Here is a 23,838-nt window from a genome sequence, read left to right as displayed (position 1 = left end):
TATTGGAGTGAAGAAGATGTCACAAACAACGATACTAGTTGCAGATGATGAGAAGGAAATAGCTGATTTAATTTCTATTCATTTGAAAAAAGAAGGATATAATGTGATTACGGTAGCAGATGGTGTTGAAGCCATACATATGATACAAAAACAGGTTATTCACTTAGTGATTTTAGATATCATGATGCCGAATATGAATGGATATGAAGTAACGCAAAAGATACGAGAGAGTTACCAAATGCCGATTATTTTTGTCAGCGCAAAAACGTCTGATTTTGATAAAGTGAAGGGGCTTGTTATTGGTGCAGATGATTATATGACAAAACCATTTACACCAATGGAATTAGTTGCTCGAGTAAAGGCGCAATTAAGGCGATATACCGTGTTGAATGGCGCAAAAGAAGAAAGAAACAACGTCTTAGAATACGGTGAGCTATGTATCGATAAAGATAAGCGAATGGTAACTTTGTATGATAAAGAAGTTGACTTAACGCGGAAAGAATTCGATATTTTATTTCTACTGGCTAGCCATCCAAAAAAAGTATTTGATGTGGAAACGATCTTTCAACAAGTATGGGATGATTTGTACTTTGAAGGTGCAAATACGGTCATGGTACACATACGAACGTTAAGAAAAAAGCTGAAGGAAGACGAGCGTAAGGATAAGCGGATTAAAACCGTCTGGGGAGTGGGGTACAGCTTTCATGGATAAAAAGATGAAAAACTTCCGCTTTAAGATGGTCTTGTTGGTTGGAATAAGTATGTTGTTTGCAGGTCTAACAACATTGCTTCTCTTTCTAGGAGCGCGTTTTTACTATCACAACTACGTATTTGTAGGCGATCCATTAGCAAGTATTCGTAGTGTAATAAGGACAATAGGTGACTTTAATTTTTTTCTTTTGTTATTTATCCCGCTTTCGATTATGTTTTTCTTTTTGCTAACGAAGCGGTATTCGCTTTATTTTAAAGAAATATCCCATGGAATTCATGAACTTGCGAACGGTAATTTTACTCACCATGTACAAATTAACACGAATGATGAATTTCATCAAATTGCTACAGACATTAATGCTGCAACTAAAAAGTTGCAGGAAGCTGTTGAACGTGGTGATTTTGCTGAAAGTAGTAAGGATCAGTTAGTTGTCAATTTAGCCCATGATTTACGCACGCCGTTAACATCTGTTCTTGGGTATTTGGATTTGGTGCTCACGGATGAGCATGTAACAGATGCACAAAAAAGGCATTATTTGTCCATTGCTTTTAAGAAATCACAGCGTTTGGAAGGGCTAATTAATGAGTTATTCGATATAACGAAGATGAATTATGGCATGCTACAATTAAATAAAACAAAAATTAATCTTAGCGGACTAATTCAACAGTTGAACGAAGAATTTTATCCAATGTTTGAAAAGAACCACGTGCAGACACGATTGGATATGCAACCAAATTTAATGATGACAGCAGATGGTGAGAAACTCGCCAGAGTGTTTGAAAATCTGTTTACAAATGCTATTCGTTATGGCGCAGATGGCGAATTTATAGATGTTGTAGCTTATGAAGATAAGAGAAACATCATGGTGCACGTTACCAATTACGGGGATCGTATTCCTGAAGATGTATTGCCACATCTTTTTGAAATGTTTTTTAAGCAAGATCAAGCAAGGTCTTACAAGGCTGATAGTACAGGGCTAGGATTATTTATTGCGAAAAACATTGTTGAACAACATGGCGGAAGTATTGATGTTGATAGTACCGTCATTCGAACAGTATTTAAAGTTCGCCTTCCGAAACAGTGAAATGATTTATAAATAAGTTTAAGAAAAATTTAAGGTTTAACCTCACAAATATTTAAGTTTTCCTTTCTATGCTTAAAAAGCAAGGGAGGAAATTAAAATGAAGAAAAGCACAAAGTTTTTGTTTATCATTATGATAGCTATTATTCTTGCTATTTTATGGTTTGATAGAAATAATAGTTCAGTTATCTACCATGATCCAATAGAAGTAGAAGATGAAAACCCGTTAAAAATAGATGTAGCAGATGTTCACCAAGGAGAATTATTATTGGTGAACGAGGAGTATGGGATAAAAGAGAGTGCCAAAACGGACATTAAAAACCTATATAAAAATCAAGAATTAACAGGTGATTATGGTTTACTTACGACAGATATAGCGTTGTCCAAAGAAATTACTGCATATTTTAATGAAATGATAGAAGGCGCAAAAAAAGATGGCGTAAATAATTTTTTAATTAGCAGTGGCTATCGTTCATTTGAAGAACAAACAAAATTGTATCAAGAAAAGGGAAGAGATTATGCATTGCCAGGGGGTTACAGCGAACATCAACTAGGCTTAGCACTGGATGTAGGTTCATCAGAAGGAACGATGGCAGAAGCGGCAGAAGGAAAATGGATTGCGGAAAATGCATGGCAGTATGGTTTTGTGTTACGCTATCCGCAAGCGAAAACGGACGTTACTGGCATCCAATATGAGCCATGGCATATACGTTATGTCGGAAAACCGCATAGTGTCATTATGCAAGATAAAAACTTTGTTTTAGAGGAATATTTAGCTTACTTAAGAGAAAAGGAACAAATTTCTGCGACAGTGGATGGAAAAGAGTATAATATTCGTTATTATGCAGTTTCCAAAGCGAAAAAGGTAAAGATACCAAAAGGTTATAACTATACGATTTCTGGTGATAATGTAAATGGCATTATTATCACCCTGTATAAATAAAACAAGCAGAAAGAATATTGTCTATTGCTTTTTACATTATATTTCGTTAAATTTACAAAAAATTAAGCAAAATTTTATAGCATATTCGCTTCCTCTATGTCATAGTATGGATGTGTTATCATCATCTACTAAAATGGAGGGTATGTATGGGAAACCAATTACGAAAGAAATTATGTTACATGGTATTCATTATTGCTTTGATATTTTCAAACCTAGTTCCAACATCGACTGCGATTGCAGCAGATAAAGGCGATGTGGAAGCAGAAGATTTGTTTATATCCGAGTATGTGGAAGGCAGTTCTTTTAATAAAGCCATTGAAATTTATAATGGTACAGGTACTGATATGAATCTATCAAACTATCAGTTGAATTTGTACAGTAATGGCAAAACAGAACCTACAAATACGGAAACCTTAAAAGGGATACTTAAAAATGGCGATGTGTTCGTACTCTCGCATAGAGATGCAGATGCTGCTGTTCAACAAGTAACGGATCTTACATCAGCAGTGGTTAACTTTAATGGAAACGACGCGATTGCGTTGGAAAAGAATGGCGAAATCATTGATGTTTTTGGTGAAATAGGGGATGATTCTGATTTTGCTAAAGACAAGACGTTCGTCAGAAATGCTAATGTGTCCTCACCAACTGCTACTTTTCGTATAGACCAATGGACGGATTATGGGAAAGATATATTTACTTATTTAGGAAGCCATACGATGGACGGGGAAAGCGAACAAGATCCAGGTGAACCAACGAACCCAGACCCTGATCCAGAGCCAGAAGTGAGCACGATTGCGGAAGCAAGACAGTTAGCGAATGGTTCCGAAGTTGTTGTGGAAGGGATTGTGACAGCTAATTCCGAAGCATTGAGCAATGGCAACCAGTTTAGTACATACATGCAGGATGAAACCGCTGGGGTTAATTTGTTTAACTTTGAACAAGGAGACTTACCTGAGGTACAAAAAGGAGATCGTGTGAAGGTAATCGGAACTACAGCCTCCTATAAGGGGCTAAAGGAAGTTGTTCCAGCTTCGATTGAAGTACTTGAACAAGGACAAGCTTTACCAGAAGTACAGCATATAACGTTGGAAGATTTGCAAAATAAAGAGGTAGCCGAATCCTATGAAGGCGAGCTCGTACGTGTCAATGGATATATTCCTTCCATTCCTAGCTCTCCAGCGGGTGGCGGCTATAATGTGTCATTTATTGATCAAGACTATAATGCGATGTTATTACGAATCATGGAAAATGCGATAGATATTCGTCAAGTTGCTGAGAAACAGTGGTATGATGTTACGGGAATTGTTAGTCAATACAACGATTATCAGATTCTTCCAACGGAGCAAGCTGATGTACAAGTAGCGCAGCAACAGCCCGAGCCACCTTCAGCAGCTGGAGAATATGAAACAACGGTGGAAAAAATTACAGATGGCGATACGATCCGCATTGCTGATCCTGTCTTCGGTAGTGACCGTGTTCGGTTTGTTAATATGGATACGCCAGAGACCTATGCAGCAAAAAATAAAGCTCCAGAACGTCAGGAAATAAATGAAAATCAAAAATATCATGGTGATGAAGCGACAAAGCATATTCAAACCTATATTCAACCTGGTGACAAAATTACCGTCAAAGTCGGAGAACAGCCGACAGATGATTACGGTCGTCTCCTTGCAGAAGTCATTACTGCTGATGGGGAAAATGTAAACTTGGAAATGGTTCGTGATGGCTATGCTGTCTCTTACTTTATTGCACCAATGGATGAAAAAGCATATCCAAAATATCAACAAGCGGTGAAAGAAGCAAAAGATCAAGGCTTAGGTATTTGGGATGAAGCCAATCCATTATTGGAATTACCGTTTGCTTTCCGCGCAAATGATGATCAAAAAGGCTTTTTACGTTATGTCGGTAATTCAGCTACAAAAGAATATGTAGTACCAGATGATTGGGAAGATGTGCCGGTAGAAAAGCGTGTGTTCTTCTCCAGTCCGGAAGAAGCAGAATCTTATGGGTATCAACCTATTAATACAGGAAAACCATCCGAAGATAATCTGCTTGTACAATTTTTAAGCATGAATGATCTACATGGGAAAATTGATCAACAATATAATTTAGATCCTGATGGAGACGGTGTTTTTGATACGTATGGACGCATGGATTTTGTGGCATCAGCTTTAAAGGAAAGAGAGCAGGATAATCCAAATACCTTCATAGTACATGCTGGTGACATGATTGGTGGTAGTTCACCTGTTTCAGGACTATTACAAGATGAGCCAACGGTGGAAATTTTAGAAGAAATTGGCTTTAATGTCGGTACAGTTGGAAATCATGAGTTTGACGAAGGTACGAAAGAATTTATGCGCATGGTAAACGGTGGCGAACACCCAGAAGGGAAAGGTACAGAAGGCTATGATGGAATGAATTTCCCACAGCTTTGTGCAAATTGTGTGGATAAGGAGAGCGGCGAGACGATTTTACCACCATTTCATATGGAAGAAGTGGATGGAGAAAAAATCGGTTTTATCGGTGTGAACACACAAGCATCAGCTAGTATGGTCATGCCTGATGGAATTGCTGATATCCAATTTACGGATGAAGTGGCGGCTGTCAATGAAGCAGTAGCTGCATTACAGCAGCAAGGTGTCGAAGCAATTGCCGTATTAGCACATATTCCAGCTGATCAAGCAGGTGACGGGGCAACTGGTGAAGCTGCTAATCTAGCAAGAGAAGTAAATGATGCTGTGGATATTATCTTTGCTGCGCATAATCACCAAGTTGTAGATGGTGTCGTGGATAATAAGCTTATTGTTCAAGCTTCCGAATATGGAAAAGCATTTGCTGATATAGATGTGGAAATTGATCGCACGACTGGTGATATTGTGAAAAAAGATGCAGAAGTAGTATTTGTAAAGCAAAGCGATTACAAAGCGGATCCGAATGTCAATAAAATTTTAACCAAATATGAACATCAAATTGCGCCGATGATGAATGAAGTGATTGGCTATAATGCAACAGATTTAACGGGTGATTACAGCAATGATGGTGATCACGGGTTGGGGAATCTGCTAGCAGATGGAATGAAGTCGGTTATGAATAGTGATTTTGCAATGATGAATGGTGGCGGCATTCGCGACGATTTATTAGCCGGAAAAGTAACGTGGGGAGACTTGTACAATATTCAGCCATTCGGTAATACACTAATGAAATTTGAAATTAAAGGAAAAGATTTAGTGCCAATTATTAATGCGCAACTGTCGAAAGAATACGGACCGGATTATAGCATTAGCGGTTTTCATTATACGTGGGACCCCGAGGCGAGCAAAGTAGTAAATGTTACGCATCCAGATGGAACGCCAATTGAGGAAGACAAAACGTTTACTTTAACGGTGAATAATTTTATGGGAACTTCAAAAGGGTCGAAATATCGTCCGATTAGTGACCTTGGCAAAAAACCTGTCATGGGTCCGACTGATCTTGATGCAACAGTTGAATTTGTTAAAAGTTTAAACTCCACAGAGGATGACCCGTTTTTATATGCAGCGGAAGGAAGAATTTCCGTTGCAAAAGATGAAGAAGAACCGACAAAAAATCCAGGAACAGACAATGGCGATAACGGTGATGGAACAAATGTTGATGTTGGAAATGACGGTAACAACGCCAAGAAGCAAGAGAAGCATGATGGTGGGAACACGCTAGGGAAAGATAACTATGATGATAATGGAGATAATGACGGCAACAGCTCGATGAGTGACAACGGTAATGGCACGTTGACAGGAGGTACGAAACATACTGCATTAGGAACAGCAGGAAGTCAACATGATGATGGAAGTAAATTACCAAACACAGCAACTAATCTTTATAATCTGATATTCATTGGATTAGCGCTTTTGGGTGGCGGTGTAGCGTTGTATCTAAGAAAACGATATATAGCAAACAAAGCAAGTTGACTGTTTTGGAGAAAGGGTTAGAGATGTAAATAGATGAAATTTATGAAGAGTGGTTCCAATCATTGTTGCCTTTGAGGATTGGAACCATTTTTTACCAGATTAAGAAAGCATTAAATTTGTTGCTTTTGTTGTTTTATTTTAAAGGGATGGTATGAGTTTCTAACCAATGAACGATGTCTTCAAATTTAAATTTTCCTTCTGCTACAAGCACAGTGAAAACTTCATTCTCATTTGTATCTGAAATAATTTTTTTATGATTCTTTTTCAAAAACACATCTAACGAAGCAAATGCTGTACGCTTATTTCCGTTAAAAAATGTATGATTACGCGCTAATGATTCAAAAAATGCCGCAGCTTTTCCAAATAGAGTTGGATAGGCATCTTCTTTAAATAAGGTTTGCTGTGGGCGATATACTGCCGATTCTAAATATCCTTGCTCTTTAATTCCTGCTTGTTCCCCATCTCCGTACTTTCTCATGATAAGGAAGTGTATGATTGTAACTTCTTTTACGGTTAAATAATGTATACGCATAGGAACTATTTTAGCCTCTTAAACAATTCATCATGTTCTTCCATAGTTTCTTGTATCATACGAAGGAATTCTGGTTCTAATTGATCTTCTAACTTCTCTTTTCGTTTAATCACAAGAGCGTTTTCTTTCACTTCAAATTCTAGTTCATCACCACGACGAATATTTAAAGCATCAACCATTGATTTTGGAATTCCAACTCCTAAACTATTTCCCAACTTGCTCACTTTCCGAGTTTCTTTTTCCATTGTAACCACACTCATTTCCATATTCTTTTTTCAGTATATGCCGAAAAAAGTCCTTATATACATACGTTATTACTATTATAACATACTTACATTATACCGTGATTTTCTTCCTATTATAATAAAAATGACAAATAGAAGAAACTAAAATGGTACCTGTAGTAAAGAAGTATGGATTGGACCACTCTATGTCACAAAGAGGTAACTGTTTGGACAACGCTCCTCAAGAATCATTTTTTGGTAACCTAAAGGATGAAGTAGATTTTATGAAGTAGGATATGAATCATCTAAAACATGAAGGAATTAAAATGGAAAATCAATTATTAGTGGAACCTAAAAAAGATGACTCCTATTTAGTATAGGAATCACCTTTTACCTGCATAAGTCTTTTTTATAAGGGAGGGTAGACTTGTTATTAGAAAAGTCTACGCTTATCCCCTTTCCAACATACGATTAAGTGCTAAACGAGCTTGGCAAGCTGTCTGTTTATCGACTGTAATTTGATTGACAGGCTTTCCTTTCTTTATACTTTCTAAAGACCAAAGAAGGTGTGGTAAATCAATTCGATTCATAGTCAAGCATGGACACATATACGGATTTAGTGAAATGATATGTTTATCTGGATGGTTGTGAATGATTCGTTGGACGAGATTCATCTCTGTTCCAATTGCCCAGGCAGATCCTGCTTTTGCCTGTTTAATCATTTCAATAATATATTTCGTGCTCCCATTATAATCAGCGGCATCAACCACTTCCTTTTTGCATTCGGGGTGAACGATGATATGCATGTTGGGATGCTCTTTTTTTATATATTCTACATTGGTTAACGTGAAATTTTCGTGTACAGAGCAATGTCCCTTCCATAAAATTACTTTTACATCTTTTACATTGCCAGAAAAAAGAAGTTCCTCTTGGATTGGATCCCATACTGCCATTTCTGTTTCAACAATCCCGAGATCAGAAGCCGTATTTCTACCTAAATGTTGGTCAGGCAAAAATAAAATCCGTTCTTTTTGCGTAAATGCCCAGTTCACCATTTGATGGGCATTGGAAGATGTAACCGTAGCTCCTCCATGTTGACCGACAAATGCTTTAATTGCTGCTGTTGAATTGACATAGGTTAACGGGAGGATGGATTCGCCAAATTGTTGCATCAGTTTCTCCCAAGCACGTTCCGTTTGGTAAATATCAGCCATATCTGCTAAAGAACAGCCTGCTCTTCTATCTGGTAAGAGCACGATCTGCTCATCAGTGGTTAACATATCAGCCGTCTCTGCCATAAAATGCACCCCACAAAATACAATATAAGAGGCAGATTTATTTTGTGCCGCGACTTGGGCAAGTTGAAGAGAATCTCCAACAGCATCGGCGAATTGGATAACCTCGTCTTTTTGATAATGGTGACCGGGGATAAATAAGGCTTCTCCCAAATCATTCTTTATTTGCTTCACCCGTTCCTCCATTTCTTGTTGTGATACATGCAAATATTCTTCTGGAATAGAGTTGGTCGATGAAATCAGTTCTTGAAGTAGATCCATGTATAAAAAACCCCTTTCGTTTACACGATATAAAATGTATACATTTTTGGTTAATAGCATAAATAGAACGGCATTTTTTTCTTCCATAAAGATTTGGTGTTAAGCTAAGTTTTTCTAGCGAATTTTGTTGTCAGTTCGTTAATAACAATGACTTTATGAATTTTTTCTTCTGATCGCGTTGTTACACTTGCATAAGACGGGAACATCCATGTGCATGCGTTAACGATATACAGACGCACTAATATCCAGTGAAGGTGCTGAATGGGTTAAGCTACCTAATGAAATATAATTTACACCGCTATTCGCGTATGCAAGTAATTGATCAAACCAAATCCCACCAGATGCTTCTGTAATGATTGTTTTTGGAACATGGTGTATCCAACGTTTAATAGTTTCTGGAGAACAATTATCAAACATAATGATATCGACTTTATTAGAGATTGCCTCTAGCAATTGATCCTTTGTTTCAATTTCAACTTCAATGTTGACGGTGTGACCGAGCTTGGACTTTATTTGTTGTACGGCATTGGTTATAGAGCCCGAAAAGGCAATATGATTATCTTTAATCATCACGGCGTCATATAAACCGTACCGATGATTATATCCACCACCAGAGCGCACCGCTTGTTTTTCTAACATACGTAATCCAGGTGTGGTTTTTCTTGTATCGCAAATTTTCACATCTGTGTTTTTGACCATTTCTACTGCTTTGTATGTGCGTGTAGCAATACCGCTCATTCGCTGAATGAGGTTCAGTATAACCCTTTCTGCTTGTAATAGATGGATCATGGGTCCTGTTGCAGTTGCGATTACATCACCAGCCACTAGTTGATCACTGTTATTCTTTTTGCGATCTATTTGCATAAGCGGATGCACTATCGGAAAGCCAACGTCGATTATTTCTGCCCCACAAAAAATGCCTTCTTCTTTCGCAAGCAATGTAAGTGTCCCCTGCGTATGATAATCGAATAAATGTTGACTTGTGATATCACCATGTCCAATATCTTCTAGAAAAAATGAATTAAGCATGGCTTTTAATTGTATCAGGGGTATCATAAGTGACCTCCATTCTGTCATTACTTTGGTAATGAATGATTCGTTTTTGTAGCCAATGTTCGTTATCTTTATTCGGGAAATCAGCGCGAATATGACAGCCTCTTGTTTCTGTCCGAAGTAAGGCAGATTCTGTCATGAGACGTGCGACAATCCACATAAAATAATTTTGAATGGTGGAAAGACTACATTGTTCTATCTGTCTAAAAGTGTCATTGGGATGCTTATTTAGCCAGCTTAATTGTTTGGATAAACGATCATGATCACGAATAATTCCAACAGCTTGCATCATGGATTGTTGGATTTCTCTTTTGGTAAAAGGGATGTCGGTTAGTTGCTCACGATGTTGTTTCTTTGGTGTAAAATCCATCGTCTGCGAACTGCCCACCTGTTGTAAATAGGATGCAAGGCGCTTTCCATAAACAAGTCCTTCTAATAAAGAATTGCTAGCAAGGCGATTGGCACCATGCACGCCACTAGCGGCTACTTCACCAATGGCGTACAAACCTTTTACGGAGGTAGCTCCATATTCATTAATTAGGACACCTCCAATCATAAAATGGGCACCTGGGGCAACAGGAATCTTACCTGTTTTTATAGATATTCCGTGCTGTTGCAACATCTTTGTTATGGCAGGGAATTTTGCAGGGAAATCTCTTACTTGTCGAATATCTAGATATATTTTTCTGCCCCTATTTACTTGTTGAAATAATTGATGGGCAACAATATGTCTTGGTGCTAAATCTCTTTGCGGATGAACCTCTTTCATAATTTTCTCTCCTAAATCATTGATTAATCTAGCACCTGCGCCGCGAACAGCTTCAGAAATAAGTCCAACACTTTTCCCATTTATATAGAGCAGTGTTGGGTGAAATTGAAAAAATTCCATATCACAAATTTTTGCCCCTGCTCGGTAAGCAAGCGCTATTCCATCGCCTGTAACAGAGGAAGCATTAGATGTATTTGTATACAGTTCACCAGCACCGCCTGTTGCTAACACGACATGGTTAGCCATATACATATGAGAGACTTCATTTTTGTCTTTTGTTGTAACGCCAATACATCGACCTGATTCATTTTGTAATAAATTCATGACCATCTCGTTTTCTATCCAGTGAACACGTGTAGAGGAACGCAATGAGTCAAGCAAAAAATGGATGACATATTTACCCGTTTGGTCCCCGCCACAATGAACAATTCTAGCTTTACTATGGGCACCTTCTAAGCCTAAAGAAATTTTTCCGTTTGCATGTGTATCAAATGGGACAAGTTTAACCCAATTTTGCATGAATAGCCTGCCTTCTGTAACTAAATCATAAATCGCTGTGGCATTCCCGTGCTGATCGCCAGCAATGATCGTATCTTGATAATGGTTGAAGGTGTCATCGTCTGGACAAATAGCAGCAGCTATACCACCTTGCGCACGATAGGAATTACTACTTGTTATAGCTTTCTTTGTGATTATTGTCACATTTAATTGCTCTTGAAGTTGATTGGCAAGTTGTAATGCAGCAATTCCGCTACCAATAATAATGATGTCTGTCTTTTTCACTGTAAATTCACCTTTTTACATATGTCTTGACACATATCATTACATATTATTAAACTAAATACAAGTGTTTTTTGACTAAAAACTGTTTTGACTTCCGTTGTTTTCTAAGAAGGGAGATAGAAGGAGCTCTTTTCTCTAAAAAAATAAATTTCAGAAAGAAAGAGGGGAGATAAACATGCTATACTTTGATTACGCTGCAACAACGCCCATGGATGAGGAAGCGTTAGCTATTTATCAGCAGGTAGCTGCAAACTTTTGGGGAAACACAAGTAGCATACACCATATTGGGGGAGAAGCAAAAGAAATACTAGAAAACAGCCGGGAAAAGTTAGCGAGGTTATTACATGTTCCGGCAAGAGGGCTTTATTTTACATCAGGTGGTACAGAATCCAATCAGTTAGCAATTGTGTCCCTTGCCTTAAGTCAGTCGAACAAAGGAAAGCACATTATCACATCGCAAGCAGAACATGCTTCTGTTTTTTCAGCATTAGCTTATTTGGAAAATAAGGGATTTGAAATAACGAAGATTCCGTATACAAAAGGAGGACAAGTAGATGTACATCAACTAGAAAAAGCAATTCGTTCGGATACAATAATGGTAACCATTAGTTATGTCAATGCAGAGATTGGCGCTATTCAACCACTTCAAAAAATTCAACAGCTACTACCTCCGAATATCATTTTTCATACCGATGCTGTCCAAGCCTTTGGTAAAGTTGATTTTTCCAAGCTGCATCAGGTTGTTGACAGTTTTTCCATTTCTTCGCATAAATTGTATGGTCCAAAAGGTGTGGGGGCAGTTTATATACAACCGAGGTTGGCGATTAAAGGGATTTTTCCTTTACAAACCCATGAGCATGGTGTTCGTGGTGGAACCGTCAACACCCCAGGTATTGCAGCTTTTGTTGCTGCAGCAGTAAAGTATACGAGAGCAGAAGTAGATCATGCAGATGCTTTACGTCGACTGTTTTTAATAAAGTTAAAGCGTGAGTTGAAGGATTGCTATCAAGTGATTGAATCGTCTGTATCGCAACTTCCTCATATTGTTGGTTTGGCAATGCATCATTATGAAGGACAATTCATTATGTTACAATGTAATCGCAAAGGTGTTTGTATATCAACTGGCTCCGCATGTGGTCAAGCGTTATCGACAGCTGGAAAAACAATGCTAGCAATGGGATACACACAGGAAAGGCAGAAGGAATTTATCCGTATTTCTTTTGGGAAAGATACGAAAGAAAAAGACGTTATGCAATTGGTAAAAATATTAAAGGAAATTGTAACTAGAAATAAAGAAGTAGGTGAAGGAGTTTGCAAAAACAGAAAAAAGTACTTGGTGAAGAACGCAGGCAGTTCATTTTAAGCGTATTAAAGGATGCGAGCAAACCGATTACTGGTAGTGAATTAGCTAAAAGAACAAATGTCAGCCGGCAAGTTATTGTTAACGATGTGACTTTGTTAAAAGCGAGAAGCGAACCAATTATTGCAACAAGTCAAGGGTATATGTATTTACAAGCGTCAGCTACTGAGAGTGTAGAAAAGACCATCGCTTGCCAGCATACGCCTGATGAGGCAGAGGCGGAATTACATATTATTGTTGACCATGGTGTGACAGTAAAGGATGTAACGATTGAACATCTCGTATATGGCGATCTAACAGCTTCGATTAGGGTATCCAATCGTAAGGAGGTAGAGCAATTTATTAAAAAAATTACTTCTACTGGTGCAGCTTATCTGTCTCAGCTTACAGAAGGGGTGCATTTGCATACATTAGTTGCTACTAAAGAAGAACAAATTAACGAAGCAGAAATGGCTCTAAAGCAAGCAGGATTCTTGTTGGATCATTGCGATATAAGAGAGTGATTACGGGCATCTAAAGAGTAAATAACCCTTTCGTGCTGTGCAAAAAGATAGAAGAAGTTCAAGGGATCGAGGACGTGGACGGTTTTAGTTAAACATTTTGCTACTTCATATAGGTGTCCTTGAAACGCTCTCTCATGTAGGAAAAGGAGAGATCCTTTTCCATCATACCAAAGCATATAGCTTTAAGGTTTTATCGTGTTTTGTCATAATTAGCAATAAGCTAAGCTTTCTAATGTAGAATAGGTGGAAGGTTTTGCGGATTATGTGTGTTTCTTATGCTAACATGGAGTTCATTCAGATCGTTAACAGCTGCATAAAACACATCTTTTACATCAAAAATATTTTTTCTTTCCAATTCTTGATAAAGCCAAGTTGTATTTAGCTTCCTCGAAGAAAGAACGTGTTCATATATTGTTCCATCAATAACAACTGGTACATCAATCCCCTTAGCGGAACTCCTTTGTTGCGTTAGAATATGTTCGACACGTGCAGCTTCCTTTTCAGGATATAATTTAATAGATAAATAACCATTTGCTTCAACGATAGCTATTTCAACATCCTTTACATTAAAAATTTGTTGTGCCCGTAACATCTGTAAAATAGTATCAATAGGATACTGTATTTTTTTCATTTCCTTCACTAAAAATTGTCCTTGATAAATAACCATTGTAGGTTCAAATGTTAACAAACGACCGATTTTGCGATTGTTGATTTTCCACGTTGCCACTAATTTCTGAAGTAAAGCAATTGCTACAATTGCAATGGCTGTATAAATATGATTTACCTCTGGATCTGCAATATCAGCACCAACTACAGAACCTAAAGTTAAAATAACTAAGAAATCAAATACCGGCAATTCACCTATGGAGCGCTTTCCCATAAAAAGTGTTGCAAATAGTGCTAGTGGCAAAATGGTCACGACTCGCCCTAAAATCTTTAGTAGTTCTAATGCATATTCCATTACCTCACCTCATATAGAAAACTTTACCCTTTAATATGACACGAAAATGTATAATTATTTACATGCCAACTAAAATAATATTATTTTCATGAAATGAATTAAAATTTGAAGGTAATGGGAGTGTTATTTTTGTCAAAAGGGCTTATTCACCATATAGAGTTATATGTTTCTAACTTAAAAACATCCACGCATTTTTGGGGGTGGTTTCTGGAGGAATTGGGATACAGTGCTTTTCAAAAATGGGAAAGTGGACAAAGTTGGAAAAAAGGTGAGACATACATCGTTTTTGTACAAGCAGAAGAACGATTTCTGGATGTGACTTATCATAGATGTCGAGTTGGTTTAAATCATCTTGCATTTTATGCTGATTCACGTCAACACGTAGATGATATGACGAAGAAATTAAAAAATAAAGGAATTGCTATACTGTATAAAAAGCAGCATCCATTTGCTGGTGGAGATGATCACTATGCTGTATACTTTGAGGACCCAGATCGAATAAAAGTGGAGCTAGTAGCTCCTGAATAGTTCCATGAAATTTGGCAAATTTTGTTCGAAGGGAAATTGGATTATGAATAGGCTGTTATTTCTTATATTAGACGAGTATGCAGTTTGGGAAGGTGCTCATTTAGCAGTGCATTAAATCAACGAGATACTATAATTGTTAGAGGATACTGTAAATTCAATAGGTGGATTTAAAACCTCTGTGGACTATACTATTGGGATAGAGCCTAAAGATTTTCACTTACTAGTAATGATTGGTGGACATTCATGGAGCAATGATAATAAACAGCTTTTGCAGTGAGTTACAAAGCAACATTCCAATAGGAGGCCATATGTGGTGCAGTGGGTTCCATGTGGTAAAAAAAGGGTTTTTAAACAATTCAGTTTTCATATGGAATGATGATGAAAATTATCATCCTGAGGGCAGTTTTCTAGAGCAACAAGCAATAAAAGATAAAAATTTGGTCGCTGCAAATGAAACGGTTCTATTGAGTTTACCAATTTAGTTTTAGAATTGATTCATTTTGATACGCCAGAGAATAGGAAGAAAATGCTGTATATGAATAGGCATGGCTTTTATAAATATAGTAAAAATTATAGAAACCCATACTTGGGGTGATTTTTGTAATAAGTGAGGGGCAAAAGTCAGAAGAAATAAGTGAGGTAATAAATAAATTAGAAAGAGCTGGACTATACTATCACATTCTTCATATTATGGCAAAAGGGATGCAGTAAGTAATATTACTGCATCCCTTTTTATTAATGGAGTCAAGGGGGATCGAACCCCTGACCTCTACGCTGCCAGCGTAGCGCTCTCCCAGCTGAGCTATGACCCCCAGTATAGACACAAATCTTATTATAAATAATTGCGCATATTATTTCAAGTGTATCAATCAAGAAATACTGACAAAATATTTATAAATGACGAATCGGTGAACGATATGTATACAGAAAAGTGAATATCTAAGCGAATGGACGAGCTTTCTTGAAGCGCTCTGAATAATTGCCAAAACAAAGATAGTTAAGCTTTTTACAAATAAAGATATGAAACAACTCGCTTTAGATATCATAATTTTTCGTAATTTGACGTTTAAAAATGGGAGGAGTACCATAAAAACATCTTGAAGAAAAATTATCAGTCTATTCTGAAGGAGTTTGAATCATGTTAGCACATAGTAAAGAAGAAATTGTAAATAGTGTCCCCCAGACGGGATTCTTTGGTCATCCAAAAGGTTTGTTTACACTTTTCTTCACCGAATTTTGGGAACGTTTTTCCTATTATGGAATGCGCGCGCTGTTACTTTATTACATGTATACGGAGATTGCAAGTGGCGGATTAGGTATCGCTAATGATACTGCTAAATCCATTATGGCAATTTACGGATCACTTGTGTATATGTCAGGAATTATCGGAGGATGGATTGCTGATAGGCTACTAGGAACACAGCAAACGGTGTTTTATGGTGGCGTATTAATTATGGTTGGTCACATTGTATTAGCGTTACCTGCTGGGGTAACAGGATTATTTTTATCTATGTTTTTAATTATTATGGGTACAGGCTTGTTGAAACCGAACGTCTCTAGTGTAGTTGGTGATCTTTACCGCTTATCGGATGTAAGACGCGACTCAGCATTTAGTATTTTTTATATGGGTATAAATATGGGGGCGTTAATTGCACCTTTAATTGTTGGTACATTAGGCCAAGAATACAATTTTCATTTAGGCTTCGGTGTAGCAGCAATAGGTATGTTATTAGGTCTCATTGTTTTTGTAATTACAAAAAAGAAATACCTCGGTTTAGCCGGAACGTATGTACCTAATCCACTCGCTAAAGATGAAAAGAAAAAAGTGTTTGGACAAATGACTATTGGAATTATCTTTATTATTATATTAGGTTTTGTTACTATATCGACAGGCATATTAACAATTAACCGATTTACTTACCTTGTAAGCATACTTGGAATTCTTATTCCTACCATATACTTTATTGTCATGTATCGTAGCCCTAAAACAAATGAAGATGAAAAATCACGTCTGCTTGCTTATATTCCTTTATTCATTGCCGCGATCATGTTTTGGGCAATACAGGAGCAAGGATCTATCATTCTAGCAGAATATGCAGACAAACGGACACAATTGGAATTTCTAGGTATAGAGCTACACTCATCGTGGTTTCAATCGTTAAACCCATTATTTATTGTTGTTTTGGCGCCTGTATTTGCGGGATTATGGATTAATATGGGCGAACGACAGCCATCCACTTCTAAAAAGTTTTCTCTCGGTCTGTTTTTTGCTGGGCTATCTTTCTTAGTCATGATTATTCCAGCAGCTATTAATGGAACGGAAACGTTAGTGAATCCCATCTGGCTCGTGCTTAGCTTTTTACTCGTTGTTATTGGTGAACTATGTTTATCGCCTGTCGGTTTATCCGCAACTACCAAGCTTGCACCAGTTGCATTTTCAGCCCAAACAATGAGTCTATGGTTTTTATCAAACGCTTCTGCCCAAGCAATAAATGCGCAAATTGTAAAACTTTATCAACCAGCTACAGAAATTATTTATTTTGGGGTTATTGGCGGGGTTGCAATTTTACTAGGAGTAATTTTATTGTTAATGTCACCAAAAATTCAACAGTTTATGAGAGGGATTCGTTAACATTTACACCTGTCTCATGAAGGATATTCTATCTATAATGAGACAGGTGACATTTATTCCACACAGCTCAAGATTTATCACAAATTAGAGTGCGCGAGTCCGTTATGATACGACTGGTTTACAATTATGCAGTACCTCCTGCATTCTGTCTTTGACCTAATTCTTGATCTATAAGCAATAAGGCTGATGGAGTATTGTTTGCCAATTTCAATCGTTCGACAATCGTTAATGCTTGCGCTTCTTCATCAATTTGCTCTCTTAAAAATTCAAGAACGATAACAGTTGTTTGTGGATCCACTTGTGTTATATAATCATAAGCCTGTCGATAAGCATTTGTTACATATTGCTCATGTTCAAGAACGCTTTCAAAAGTTTCAAGTGGCGTTCCGAAATCACTTGGTTGTTGAGGAACATCACTTAGCTTAACAATGCCGTCTTTTCCAGTTAAGTAATCAATTAAAGTTAGCATATGCGTTCTCTCTTCTTCCGATTGCAACCTTAACCACCTTGCCATACCAGTGTAGTTTTTACGATCTAAGTAGGCTGACATAGCTAAATACAAAGTTGTTGATATATGCTCAATCTGAATGAGTTGATTCAATAGTTGCTGAACTTCTTCTTTGACCATATTATATACCTCCATATTTTACATTTCCATAATAGGTTATGCCCCAATGAAAATGATGTTCTAAAATATCGTGCGAGATTTCTCTTTAAAACAAAAAACATCTCCTCCATCATAATGGGAATGTGTTAAAGGTAGATGAAATGTTATATCAACCTTTCGACATTGTAAGATAATTTTGCCTGTTTTTATGGTAATATAAATTTATCAAATCAATCGATGAGGTGAACTGACAATGAAATCCGAACACATCTTATCTTCACTTTGTTATTTTAGCGTATTTTTTGCTCCGTTTATTTTTCCCATTGTTGTTTATTTCTTATCAGATAGAGGTATTAAAAACCATGCTAAAAGTGCTTTATTTATACATTTAATTCCTGCGATAACGGTTATTGGAGCATTCATTGCTCTTTTGATTAGTAACTTAAATGAAAATGTGACCACCTTAGCGATAGCAACAGTAGTGGTTATAAATGCATATTATTTTATTCTCAATTTAGTTAAAGGAGTTAAAGTTTTGCAAGGAGGTTCTACAGCTTAGACAAAGAAAAATGCCTCACGTTGACTAAAAATATGGATGGAAAATAACGGGAGTGATGTAAAAACACTTTACGTCATTCCGTTTTAATAATAAGAAATATATAAATTAACGCTTTGTTTTTTAGTTTTTTTTTATGGTATGATAGATTTAGTTTTAAAAAGAGCGAAGTACTTATATTATCTTCTCAGGAGTGTTGGAAGTGGTTAAAACAATAGAAATTTCCTCCTAAAATTGTATTACACTATTTAGGAGGAAAAATAATGAATAAACAATTGAATCATAATCGAAGCACGCAACACGGTAAAAATGTTTTGTTAATCATGACTTTAGCATTCTCCGTGTTATTATCTGGGGTTACTGTCGACATGGTTACGCCTGTATTAGGCATGATTGGTAATGACTTAGGAGCATCTGAAGCACAAACGAGTTGGGTAGTTGGGGGTGTGGCGCTTGTTTTGGCAATAGCCATTCCTTTTTATGGGCGTATTTCCGACTTTGTAGAGGCAAGAAAGTTGTTTACGATAGGTGTATTCATTTTAACATTAGGCAATCTTATTGCTGCACTTGCGACGGATCTAAACATGTTAGTATTTGGAAGGATGATTCAAGGCGCTGGAATGGCTTCCGTGTCCGTCGTTTCTATTATCGTTATTTCTAGAGTATATCCACCAGGTCAACGTGGTATCGTTTTAGGAATTGTTGCTGGTAGTATTGGTATCGGAACTGCTGGTGGTCCGATTTTTGGAGGACTCGTGGGGCAATGGCTAGGTTGGAAAGCTTTATTTTGGATCACATTTACTTTAGGGATACTTATTGCAATAAGTGCTCAAATCTCCATGCAAAAAATCAATCCTTTAGAGAGTGAAACAAACAAAACATTTGATGTCATAGGTGGTATTTCACTCGGTCTGACGATAGGTTTCTTTTTGCTAGGTGTTACTTTGTCTGAAAATCAAGGTTTAACTTCCTACTTAACCATGGTATGTTTAGCTGTATCGTTGGTTGCTCTAGTTATTTTGATCATTCGAATAAGGACGGCTAGTCATCCATTTATTCCACCGGTTTTGTTGAGGAATCGTGCTTATGTTCGTTCTGTGCTCATCATTTTTTTGTCCATGTTTGCTTATTTCCCTATTCTTGTATTTATTCCACTGTTAGTTGTGGAAGTGAATGGACTTTCACCCGGTGAGGCTGGAATGCTCCTGTTACCAGGAGGAGCGGCTGTTGCCATTTTATCACCAATTATAGGAAGATTATCTGACCGTATAAAACATGAACTTCTGTTAATAGCTGGTCTGATATGTATGGGTGGCTCTACGTTCTTTCTCTCCCTTTTTGCAGGAGGATCCCCCATTATGTTATCGATAGGCGTGTTAGGAAGCGGGATTGCTTATGCGCTCATAAATTCTCCTGCGAATAACTTTGCCGTATCTACATTGAACAAGGAACTGGTAGGAGTAGGAATGGGATTATTCCAAGGCGCTTTATTCTTAGGTACAGGTGTAGGTTCAGCGTTGATGGGTACTTTCTTAGCCTTACGTCGTAAAGGGGAGAATGCCATTAACCCTATTTATGAGTTAGATGCGCCATTTTATTCAGATGTTTTTTTAGCACTAACATTTATTACAATCATTGCTCTCGTTATTACGCTTCGTATATTAAAGAAAGTGTAGTGACTTACCAACATAACTTGTGGTGAATTAAGCTGATAATCCATTTTATACAACACTATGGTCAGCTGGGTGTACGCAAGTTTTATCAAGATATCCTGTGTGAACAGCATGATTTAAAGATCTCGCAAGGCAAGGGCTTTACTAATGTGCAGATGTTGGCGAAAAAATCCATGCAAGGGCAGTTTATAACGGTTATAGATGCTGTATGGCTCCCACTTATATAATTAGAAGATTCGAGCTGGACAAATCTAAGTGGGAGATATCAGCATCATTGTTTCGTGGTCTGAATAGGATGTGAATCAAGAGCGTTTAGATTTAAAAAGTATTTGACGGGTTCTGTTACATTGTCTTGTAAAAAAATTAAATGACAAGATTTTTCATTTAATGAATGTCTTTAAAGAATTTTTCATTTTTAATAGCGAATTCAGAATATGGATCATGCTCTTTTACTTTTAGATGATGCTCATATGATTTCTGTTTATTTCCCAATCGCCAATAACATACACACATTTGTAAATGTGGGTACCAGGTAGTATAAGCGATATTAGTAAATCCTGCATCGTTCTCTACTTCAATTGTAAGAGCTAACATATACCATCTAATTGCTTTTTGAAAACTATTTTTATTCATAAAATGGTCACCAAGTCTACAAAGCACTTCTGGCCGAGGGAGGTCAAATTTAAACGTATGCAGTAAAGCTGTTGTCTCCTCATCTATTTCACCCAGTGCCTTATAACAGTCAGCCATATAGATACATGCGCGAATTGCATCTTCTATCCAACCACGTTCTGAATTTAAGAATTTTTTATAATAATTAATGGCTTCTAGAAAGCGTTGATGATCTTTTAATTCATTCGCATAATAAAATAATTCTCGGGGAGCAAATTCAACCCCTTTTTCCAATTGTTTTTCGTAAATTTTTAAGTTGCGATCTCTTGTAGAAAGGTCTATTTCTTTATCCTCTTTACGATGAGTAATAGCTATATCAGAATGGTATATATTACCATATACTAAAATGTATTCATGGACAGCTCCAAACCATTTGAAATGATTACTTCTTTTTAAAAGACGATTTCTTCTAAACTTAAAAGTAGGATTTCCTTGTTGATCAAATGAAGTGTGGTAGTACATGGATACGGCATCAATAGTGTCATTTAATTCTGTTTTTTTTAGGTTTTTTAGTTTATCAAGGTCTTCTGGAAGAACGACATCGTCTGCATCTAGATATAAAATGTAATCTTTTGTTGCATAACTAAATGATTTATTTCTAGCTTTAGAAAAATCATCTACCCATTCAAAATCAAATACTTTATTTGTAAATTGTAATGCGATTTCTTTTGTACGATCAGTTGAACCAGTATCTAATATAATAATCTCGTCGCAAATAGATTCTACACTGCGCAAACATTGCTCCAAGACTTCTTCTTCATTTTTAACAATCATACACAAGCTTATAGAATGCATTGGTTTCCCTCCATTTTTATTTCATTATAAAAAGTACAAGGTAATTTTCAGTTAAGTTCTCAGACCTTTTAGAAAACAAAGTGATCTTGTATATAAAAGTGGTGTGAAATTCCTGTTTCCATAAAACGGAGGATGTGTGGGCAAGTCTAAGCACTAAAAAGTAACGGCGTCTATATTTCCTTTTTGTCAGGTGGCCTTTAGGTGAAATCTTTGGATTACGAACAATCAGAGGGGAAAGGAAATCCTACTGATGGAAGGTTCATTTTATCGGCGTGTTTTCAAAAGAATTTTCCTTTAATTTTAATTCAAATGAGCTTTCGAAAACCTTCATTTTTAACTTATTCATCACTTTGATTAGGTCATTATCATAGTTACAATCAATTTATCTCAAATATTATAGAGTTGTAAAATCCTTACTTCAAAATGGAACAGAGAGCTGAAAATTCTAAGTAGAATTTAATAGTTTCTTTTCAGAACAACATTAAATGACTTACTTCAAGAATTTTTAAATTTAAATATAGTAAAATATTTCCATTTATACGACATTTTTTAAAAAGATGTACATAATCAGCTATCCAGTTTTAGTAAATTAAAAGTTCAAACATCCATAAGTCCAGCTAATCTAGTAACCTAAAAAGGGCAACCAGTACCTAGTAGTATAGCTTGATTACATTCAGTTAAAAGTTTGTATAGTCGAAAAATAGGTGATTAGAATGATAAATGTTGCGAATGCAATGGAGCAAAGAATGAAAGAGGATTAAAACAAAATAAAAACCACAGGAATTGGAGTGAAAAAAGAGAAAACTTGAAAATTGGAAGATAGAACAAAGGCTCGGGGCGCCCGGTTAGCAACGTAGCGAGTGGAGCAAATCAACGAAAGTTAGGAATCATGCTCCTGCAACAGGAGTATGCTGGCGCCCTCCGGCAAGCCCGTCTTTAGTCGGCCTTCCTATTTAGAACGAACCGATGATGACTTATCTTAGGGGAATGGAATGAAGTCGCCTAGTTGCTGGGTGCTGGAGTCGGACGTGGTAAATAACTTAGTAAGTTTATCTACAGCTGCAAAATTTTATAATTTCCTAGACCACAAGAAAGGCTTACTGGCGAATTACCAGTAAGCCTTTCTGTATAAGGTTCTAGATACTAAAGCTGAGATGACCAAGGAGGAAAGAATTTATATTGCTGGTATCAAAACGAAACATACAGCTTAAATTTCAGGAAGAATCATACTTGCTTAACATTAGAAATTATTTCAAAAATGCCCGTATTGTTTTTATGATATAATTTTGATCTTTGTTAGAAAGCATAGGAGATATAGGAAGTGCTAATATTTTTTGTGACACATGTTCTGTAATTGGAAAATCACCTGTTTTATAATTTAGATAGTGAAGGGATGTTTGTAAATGTAAGGGGATAGGATAATATATAGCGCTTTCTATCCCGTTATTTTCTAATGTAATTTTGAGATCCTCTCTATTATCTAATTCAATACAATACTGATGAAAAACATGTTCATTATGTTTAGGGATTTCTGGTACTTTTACAAAAAAATTCAAATCTTTTGTATAATTCATAGCAATTTCTTTACTTTGACGCAAGAAATTGTCTAAAAAAATAACTGTTTCGTTTCTCTCCCATAATCTGATTGGAAGTATCGTAGTGTTCTTTACGTTGAAGCATTTCCTTTACTTGTTCATGATAACGTTGAAGGACCGTTTTTCTTTTCCCTTTTCCATAAACGAACGTGATGTTTTCTTTCGCTTTTACTTTCTCCAGGAAAACAAGCACTTTTTTCAAATCTTCTAAAAAAGTCTCGTAAGGACTGGTGAAAATCTGACAGTATGTTGTATTAATCTGTTCCAGCAGGGCTTGCCATTTGGTATACATCTTGGCTTCATGTTTGGTGATTGCCTTTTTCCATACGAAAGAATATCGGTTGGCATACGCTTCGATT

At 36.7% G+C, this 23,838-nt stretch carries 20 protein-coding genes, 1 tRNA gene and 1 pseudogene; 11 read left to right on the top strand and 11 right to left on the bottom strand.

Annotated elements, in window-relative coordinates; genetic code table 11:
* Positions 1-16 precede the first annotated feature (16 nt).
* The 4 genes from BUB45_RS18235 (at position 17) to BUB45_RS18220 (ending at position 6,680) form a co-directional block, all read left to right on the top strand.
* The gene (locus BUB45_RS18235) at positions 17-712 is read left to right on the top strand and encodes a response regulator transcription factor (RefSeq protein WP_073013135.1); all 696 of its coding nucleotides are present in this window, start codon (positions 17-19) and stop codon (positions 710-712) included.
* Entirely contained in the window at positions 705-1,796 is a 1,092-nt protein-coding gene (locus tag BUB45_RS18230; protein ID WP_073013134.1) for a sensor histidine kinase, read from the top strand. Before BUB45_RS18235 ends, BUB45_RS18230 begins: the two co-directional genes overlap by 8 nt.
* A 97-nt stretch (positions 1,797-1,893) precedes the next feature.
* Positions 1,894-2,736 (top strand): M15 family metallopeptidase, encoded by an 843-nt coding sequence (locus BUB45_RS18225; RefSeq protein WP_073013132.1) that lies wholly within the window; start codon positions 1,894-1,896, stop codon positions 2,734-2,736.
* Between the two features lie 146 nt (positions 2,737-2,882).
* Positions 2,883-6,680: a 5'-nucleotidase C-terminal domain-containing protein gene (locus BUB45_RS18220; protein ID WP_073013130.1), complete on the top strand. Its 3,798-nt coding sequence runs from the start codon at positions 2,883-2,885 to the stop codon at positions 6,678-6,680.
* A 133-nt stretch (positions 6,681-6,813) separates the two neighbouring features.
* Here BUB45_RS18220 and BUB45_RS18215 read toward each other — a convergent pair whose 3' ends face one another.
* The 5 genes from BUB45_RS18215 to nadB all read right to left on the bottom strand — a co-directional run bounded on the left by BUB45_RS18215 (position 6,814) and on the right by nadB (position 11,597).
* Positions 6,814-7,212 carry a type II toxin-antitoxin system death-on-curing family toxin gene (locus tag BUB45_RS18215; RefSeq protein WP_073013129.1) on the bottom strand — a complete coding sequence of 133 codons (399 nt, stop codon included), beginning with the start codon at positions 7,210-7,212 and terminating at the stop codon, positions 6,814-6,816.
* Between the two features lie 5 nt (positions 7,213-7,217).
* On the bottom strand, positions 7,218-7,472 hold the full coding sequence (locus tag BUB45_RS18210) for an AbrB/MazE/SpoVT family DNA-binding domain-containing protein (RefSeq protein WP_176087363.1): 255 nt from the start codon (positions 7,470-7,472) through the stop codon (positions 7,218-7,220).
* Between the two features lie 413 nt (positions 7,473-7,885).
* On the bottom strand, positions 7,886-8,992 hold the full coding sequence (nadA, locus tag BUB45_RS18205; RefSeq protein WP_073013125.1) for a quinolinate synthase NadA: 1,107 nt from the start codon (positions 8,990-8,992) through the stop codon (positions 7,886-7,888).
* A gap of 219 nt (positions 8,993-9,211) precedes the next feature.
* Entirely contained in the window at positions 9,212-10,045 is an 834-nt protein-coding gene (nadC, locus tag BUB45_RS18200; RefSeq protein ID WP_139300205.1) for a carboxylating nicotinate-nucleotide diphosphorylase, read from the bottom strand.
* Positions 10,014-11,597 carry an L-aspartate oxidase gene (gene nadB / locus BUB45_RS18195; RefSeq protein WP_073013121.1) on the bottom strand — a complete coding sequence of 528 codons (1,584 nt, stop codon included), beginning with the start codon at positions 11,595-11,597 and terminating at the stop codon, positions 10,014-10,016. The genes nadC and nadB overlap by 32 nt, the downstream gene beginning before the upstream one ends.
* 175 nt (positions 11,598-11,772) lie before the next feature.
* On the opposite strand from nadB, the gene BUB45_RS18190 reads away from it, so the two are divergent.
* Positions 11,773-12,960: an IscS subfamily cysteine desulfurase gene (locus tag BUB45_RS18190; protein WP_073013119.1), complete on the top strand. Its 1,188-nt coding sequence runs from the start codon at positions 11,773-11,775 to the stop codon at positions 12,958-12,960.
* A complete protein-coding gene (locus tag BUB45_RS18185) occupies positions 12,909-13,460 on the top strand; it encodes a transcription repressor NadR (RefSeq protein ID WP_073013117.1) in 552 nt (183 codons plus the stop codon). Before BUB45_RS18190 ends, BUB45_RS18185 begins: the two co-directional genes overlap by 52 nt.
* A gap of 229 nt (positions 13,461-13,689) precedes the next feature.
* Here the strand turns inward: BUB45_RS18185 and BUB45_RS18180 are convergent, their stop codons facing one another.
* Entirely contained in the window at positions 13,690-14,421 is a 732-nt protein-coding gene (locus BUB45_RS18180) for a DUF421 domain-containing protein (RefSeq protein ID WP_073013115.1), read from the bottom strand.
* Between the two features lie 129 nt (positions 14,422-14,550).
* Between BUB45_RS18180 and BUB45_RS18175 the strand changes: the two genes are divergently transcribed.
* Both BUB45_RS18175 and BUB45_RS20520 read left to right on the top strand, forming a co-directional pair.
* The gene (locus BUB45_RS18175; RefSeq protein WP_073013113.1) at positions 14,551-14,949 is read left to right on the top strand and encodes a VOC family protein; all 399 of its coding nucleotides are present in this window, start codon (positions 14,551-14,553) and stop codon (positions 14,947-14,949) included.
* A gap of 308 nt (positions 14,950-15,257) precedes the next feature.
* Positions 15,258-15,431, top strand: coding sequence for a type 1 glutamine amidotransferase family protein (locus BUB45_RS20520; RefSeq protein WP_244527769.1), 174 nt, complete (start codon positions 15,258-15,260; stop codon positions 15,429-15,431).
* A gap of 257 nt (positions 15,432-15,688) precedes the next feature.
* Here BUB45_RS20520 and BUB45_RS18165 read toward each other — a convergent pair.
* Positions 15,689-15,761, bottom strand: a tRNA-Ala gene (locus BUB45_RS18165).
* A 326-nt stretch (positions 15,762-16,087) separates the two neighbouring features.
* On the opposite strand from BUB45_RS18165, the gene BUB45_RS18160 reads away from it, so the two are divergent.
* Positions 16,088-17,581: a peptide MFS transporter gene (locus BUB45_RS18160; RefSeq protein ID WP_073013111.1), complete on the top strand. Its 1,494-nt coding sequence runs from the start codon at positions 16,088-16,090 to the stop codon at positions 17,579-17,581.
* 124 nt (positions 17,582-17,705) lie between these two features.
* On the opposite strand, the gene BUB45_RS18155 is transcribed toward BUB45_RS18160, so the two are convergent.
* Positions 17,706-18,209, bottom strand: a complete 504-nt coding sequence (locus tag BUB45_RS18155) for a ferritin (protein ID WP_073013109.1) — start codon at positions 18,207-18,209, stop codon at positions 17,706-17,708.
* A 232-nt stretch (positions 18,210-18,441) separates the two neighbouring features.
* On the opposite strand from BUB45_RS18155, the gene BUB45_RS18150 reads away from it, so the two are divergent.
* Together BUB45_RS18150 and BUB45_RS18145 are read left to right on the top strand one after the other, a co-directional pair.
* A complete protein-coding gene (locus BUB45_RS18150) occupies positions 18,442-18,747 on the top strand; it encodes a magnetosome magnetite crystal formation protein family (RefSeq protein ID WP_073013107.1) in 306 nt (101 codons plus the stop codon).
* Positions 18,748-19,007: 260 nt separating this feature from the next.
* The gene (locus BUB45_RS18145) at positions 19,008-20,420 is read left to right on the top strand and encodes an MFS transporter (protein ID WP_073013105.1); all 1,413 of its coding nucleotides are present in this window, start codon (positions 19,008-19,010) and stop codon (positions 20,418-20,420) included.
* 381 nt (positions 20,421-20,801) lie between these two features.
* On the opposite strand, the gene BUB45_RS18140 is transcribed toward BUB45_RS18145, so the two are convergent.
* The 3 genes and pseudogenes from BUB45_RS18140 to BUB45_RS18130 all read right to left on the bottom strand — a co-directional run.
* On the bottom strand, positions 20,802-21,884 hold the full coding sequence (locus BUB45_RS18140) for a glycosyltransferase family 2 protein (protein WP_073013103.1): 1,083 nt from the start codon (positions 21,882-21,884) through the stop codon (positions 20,802-20,804).
* Positions 21,885-23,131: 1,247 nt separating this feature from the next.
* Positions 23,132-23,482 carry a DegT/DnrJ/EryC1/StrS family aminotransferase gene (locus BUB45_RS18135; RefSeq protein WP_073013100.1) on the bottom strand — a complete coding sequence of 117 codons (351 nt, stop codon included), beginning with the start codon at positions 23,480-23,482 and terminating at the stop codon, positions 23,132-23,134.
* Positions 23,469-23,838: pseudogene (locus BUB45_RS18130) on the bottom strand (IS5/IS1182 family transposase); the annotation flags it as partial. The gene BUB45_RS18135 and the pseudogene BUB45_RS18130, both read right to left, overlap by 14 nt.

Source organism: Virgibacillus chiguensis (assembly GCF_900129865.1).
GTDB lineage: Bacteria > Bacillota > Bacilli > Bacillales > Amphibacillaceae > Virgibacillus > Virgibacillus chiguensis.
Note: the sequence above shows the minus strand (reverse complement) of the source record. Positions and strands in the feature narration are given on the sequence as shown.

Excerpts from the sequence above, each read along its gene's own strand:
- BUB45_RS18160 (WP_073013111.1), top strand. The coding sequence starts at position 16,088 with ATGTTAGCACATAGTAAAGAAGAAATTGTAAATAGTGTCCCCCAGACG.
- BUB45_RS18140 (WP_073013103.1), bottom strand. The coding sequence starts at position 21,884 with ATGCATTCTATAAGCTTGTGTATGATTGTTAAAAATGAAGAAGAAGTC.
- BUB45_RS20520 (WP_244527769.1), top strand. The coding sequence starts at position 15,258 with ATGTGGTGCAGTGGGTTCCATGTGGTAAAAAAAGGGTTTTTAAACAAT.
- nadA (WP_073013125.1), bottom strand. The coding sequence starts at position 8,992 with ATGGATCTACTTCAAGAACTGATTTCATCGACCAACTCTATTCCAGAA.
- BUB45_RS18155 (WP_073013109.1), bottom strand. The coding sequence starts at position 18,209 with ATGGTCAAAGAAGAAGTTCAGCAACTATTGAATCAACTCATTCAGATT.
- BUB45_RS18180 (WP_073013115.1), bottom strand. The coding sequence starts at position 14,421 with ATGGAATATGCATTAGAACTACTAAAGATTTTAGGGCGAGTCGTGACC.
- BUB45_RS18190 (WP_073013119.1), top strand. The coding sequence starts at position 11,773 with ATGCTATACTTTGATTACGCTGCAACAACGCCCATGGATGAGGAAGCG.
- BUB45_RS18210 (WP_176087363.1), bottom strand. The coding sequence starts at position 7,472 with ATGAGTGTGGTTACAATGGAAAAAGAAACTCGGAAAGTGAGCAAGTTG.
- BUB45_RS18230 (WP_073013134.1), top strand. The coding sequence starts at position 705 with ATGGATAAAAAGATGAAAAACTTCCGCTTTAAGATGGTCTTGTTGGTT.
- BUB45_RS18145 (WP_073013105.1), top strand. The coding sequence starts at position 19,008 with ATGAATAAACAATTGAATCATAATCGAAGCACGCAACACGGTAAAAAT.
- BUB45_RS18150 (WP_073013107.1), top strand. The coding sequence starts at position 18,442 with ATGAAATCCGAACACATCTTATCTTCACTTTGTTATTTTAGCGTATTT.
- BUB45_RS18220 (WP_073013130.1), top strand. The coding sequence starts at position 2,883 with ATGGGAAACCAATTACGAAAGAAATTATGTTACATGGTATTCATTATT.
- BUB45_RS18215 (WP_073013129.1), bottom strand. The coding sequence starts at position 7,212 with ATGCGTATACATTATTTAACCGTAAAAGAAGTTACAATCATACACTTC.
- BUB45_RS18225 (WP_073013132.1), top strand. The coding sequence starts at position 1,894 with ATGAAGAAAAGCACAAAGTTTTTGTTTATCATTATGATAGCTATTATT.
- BUB45_RS18235 (WP_073013135.1), top strand. The coding sequence starts at position 17 with ATGTCACAAACAACGATACTAGTTGCAGATGATGAGAAGGAAATAGCT.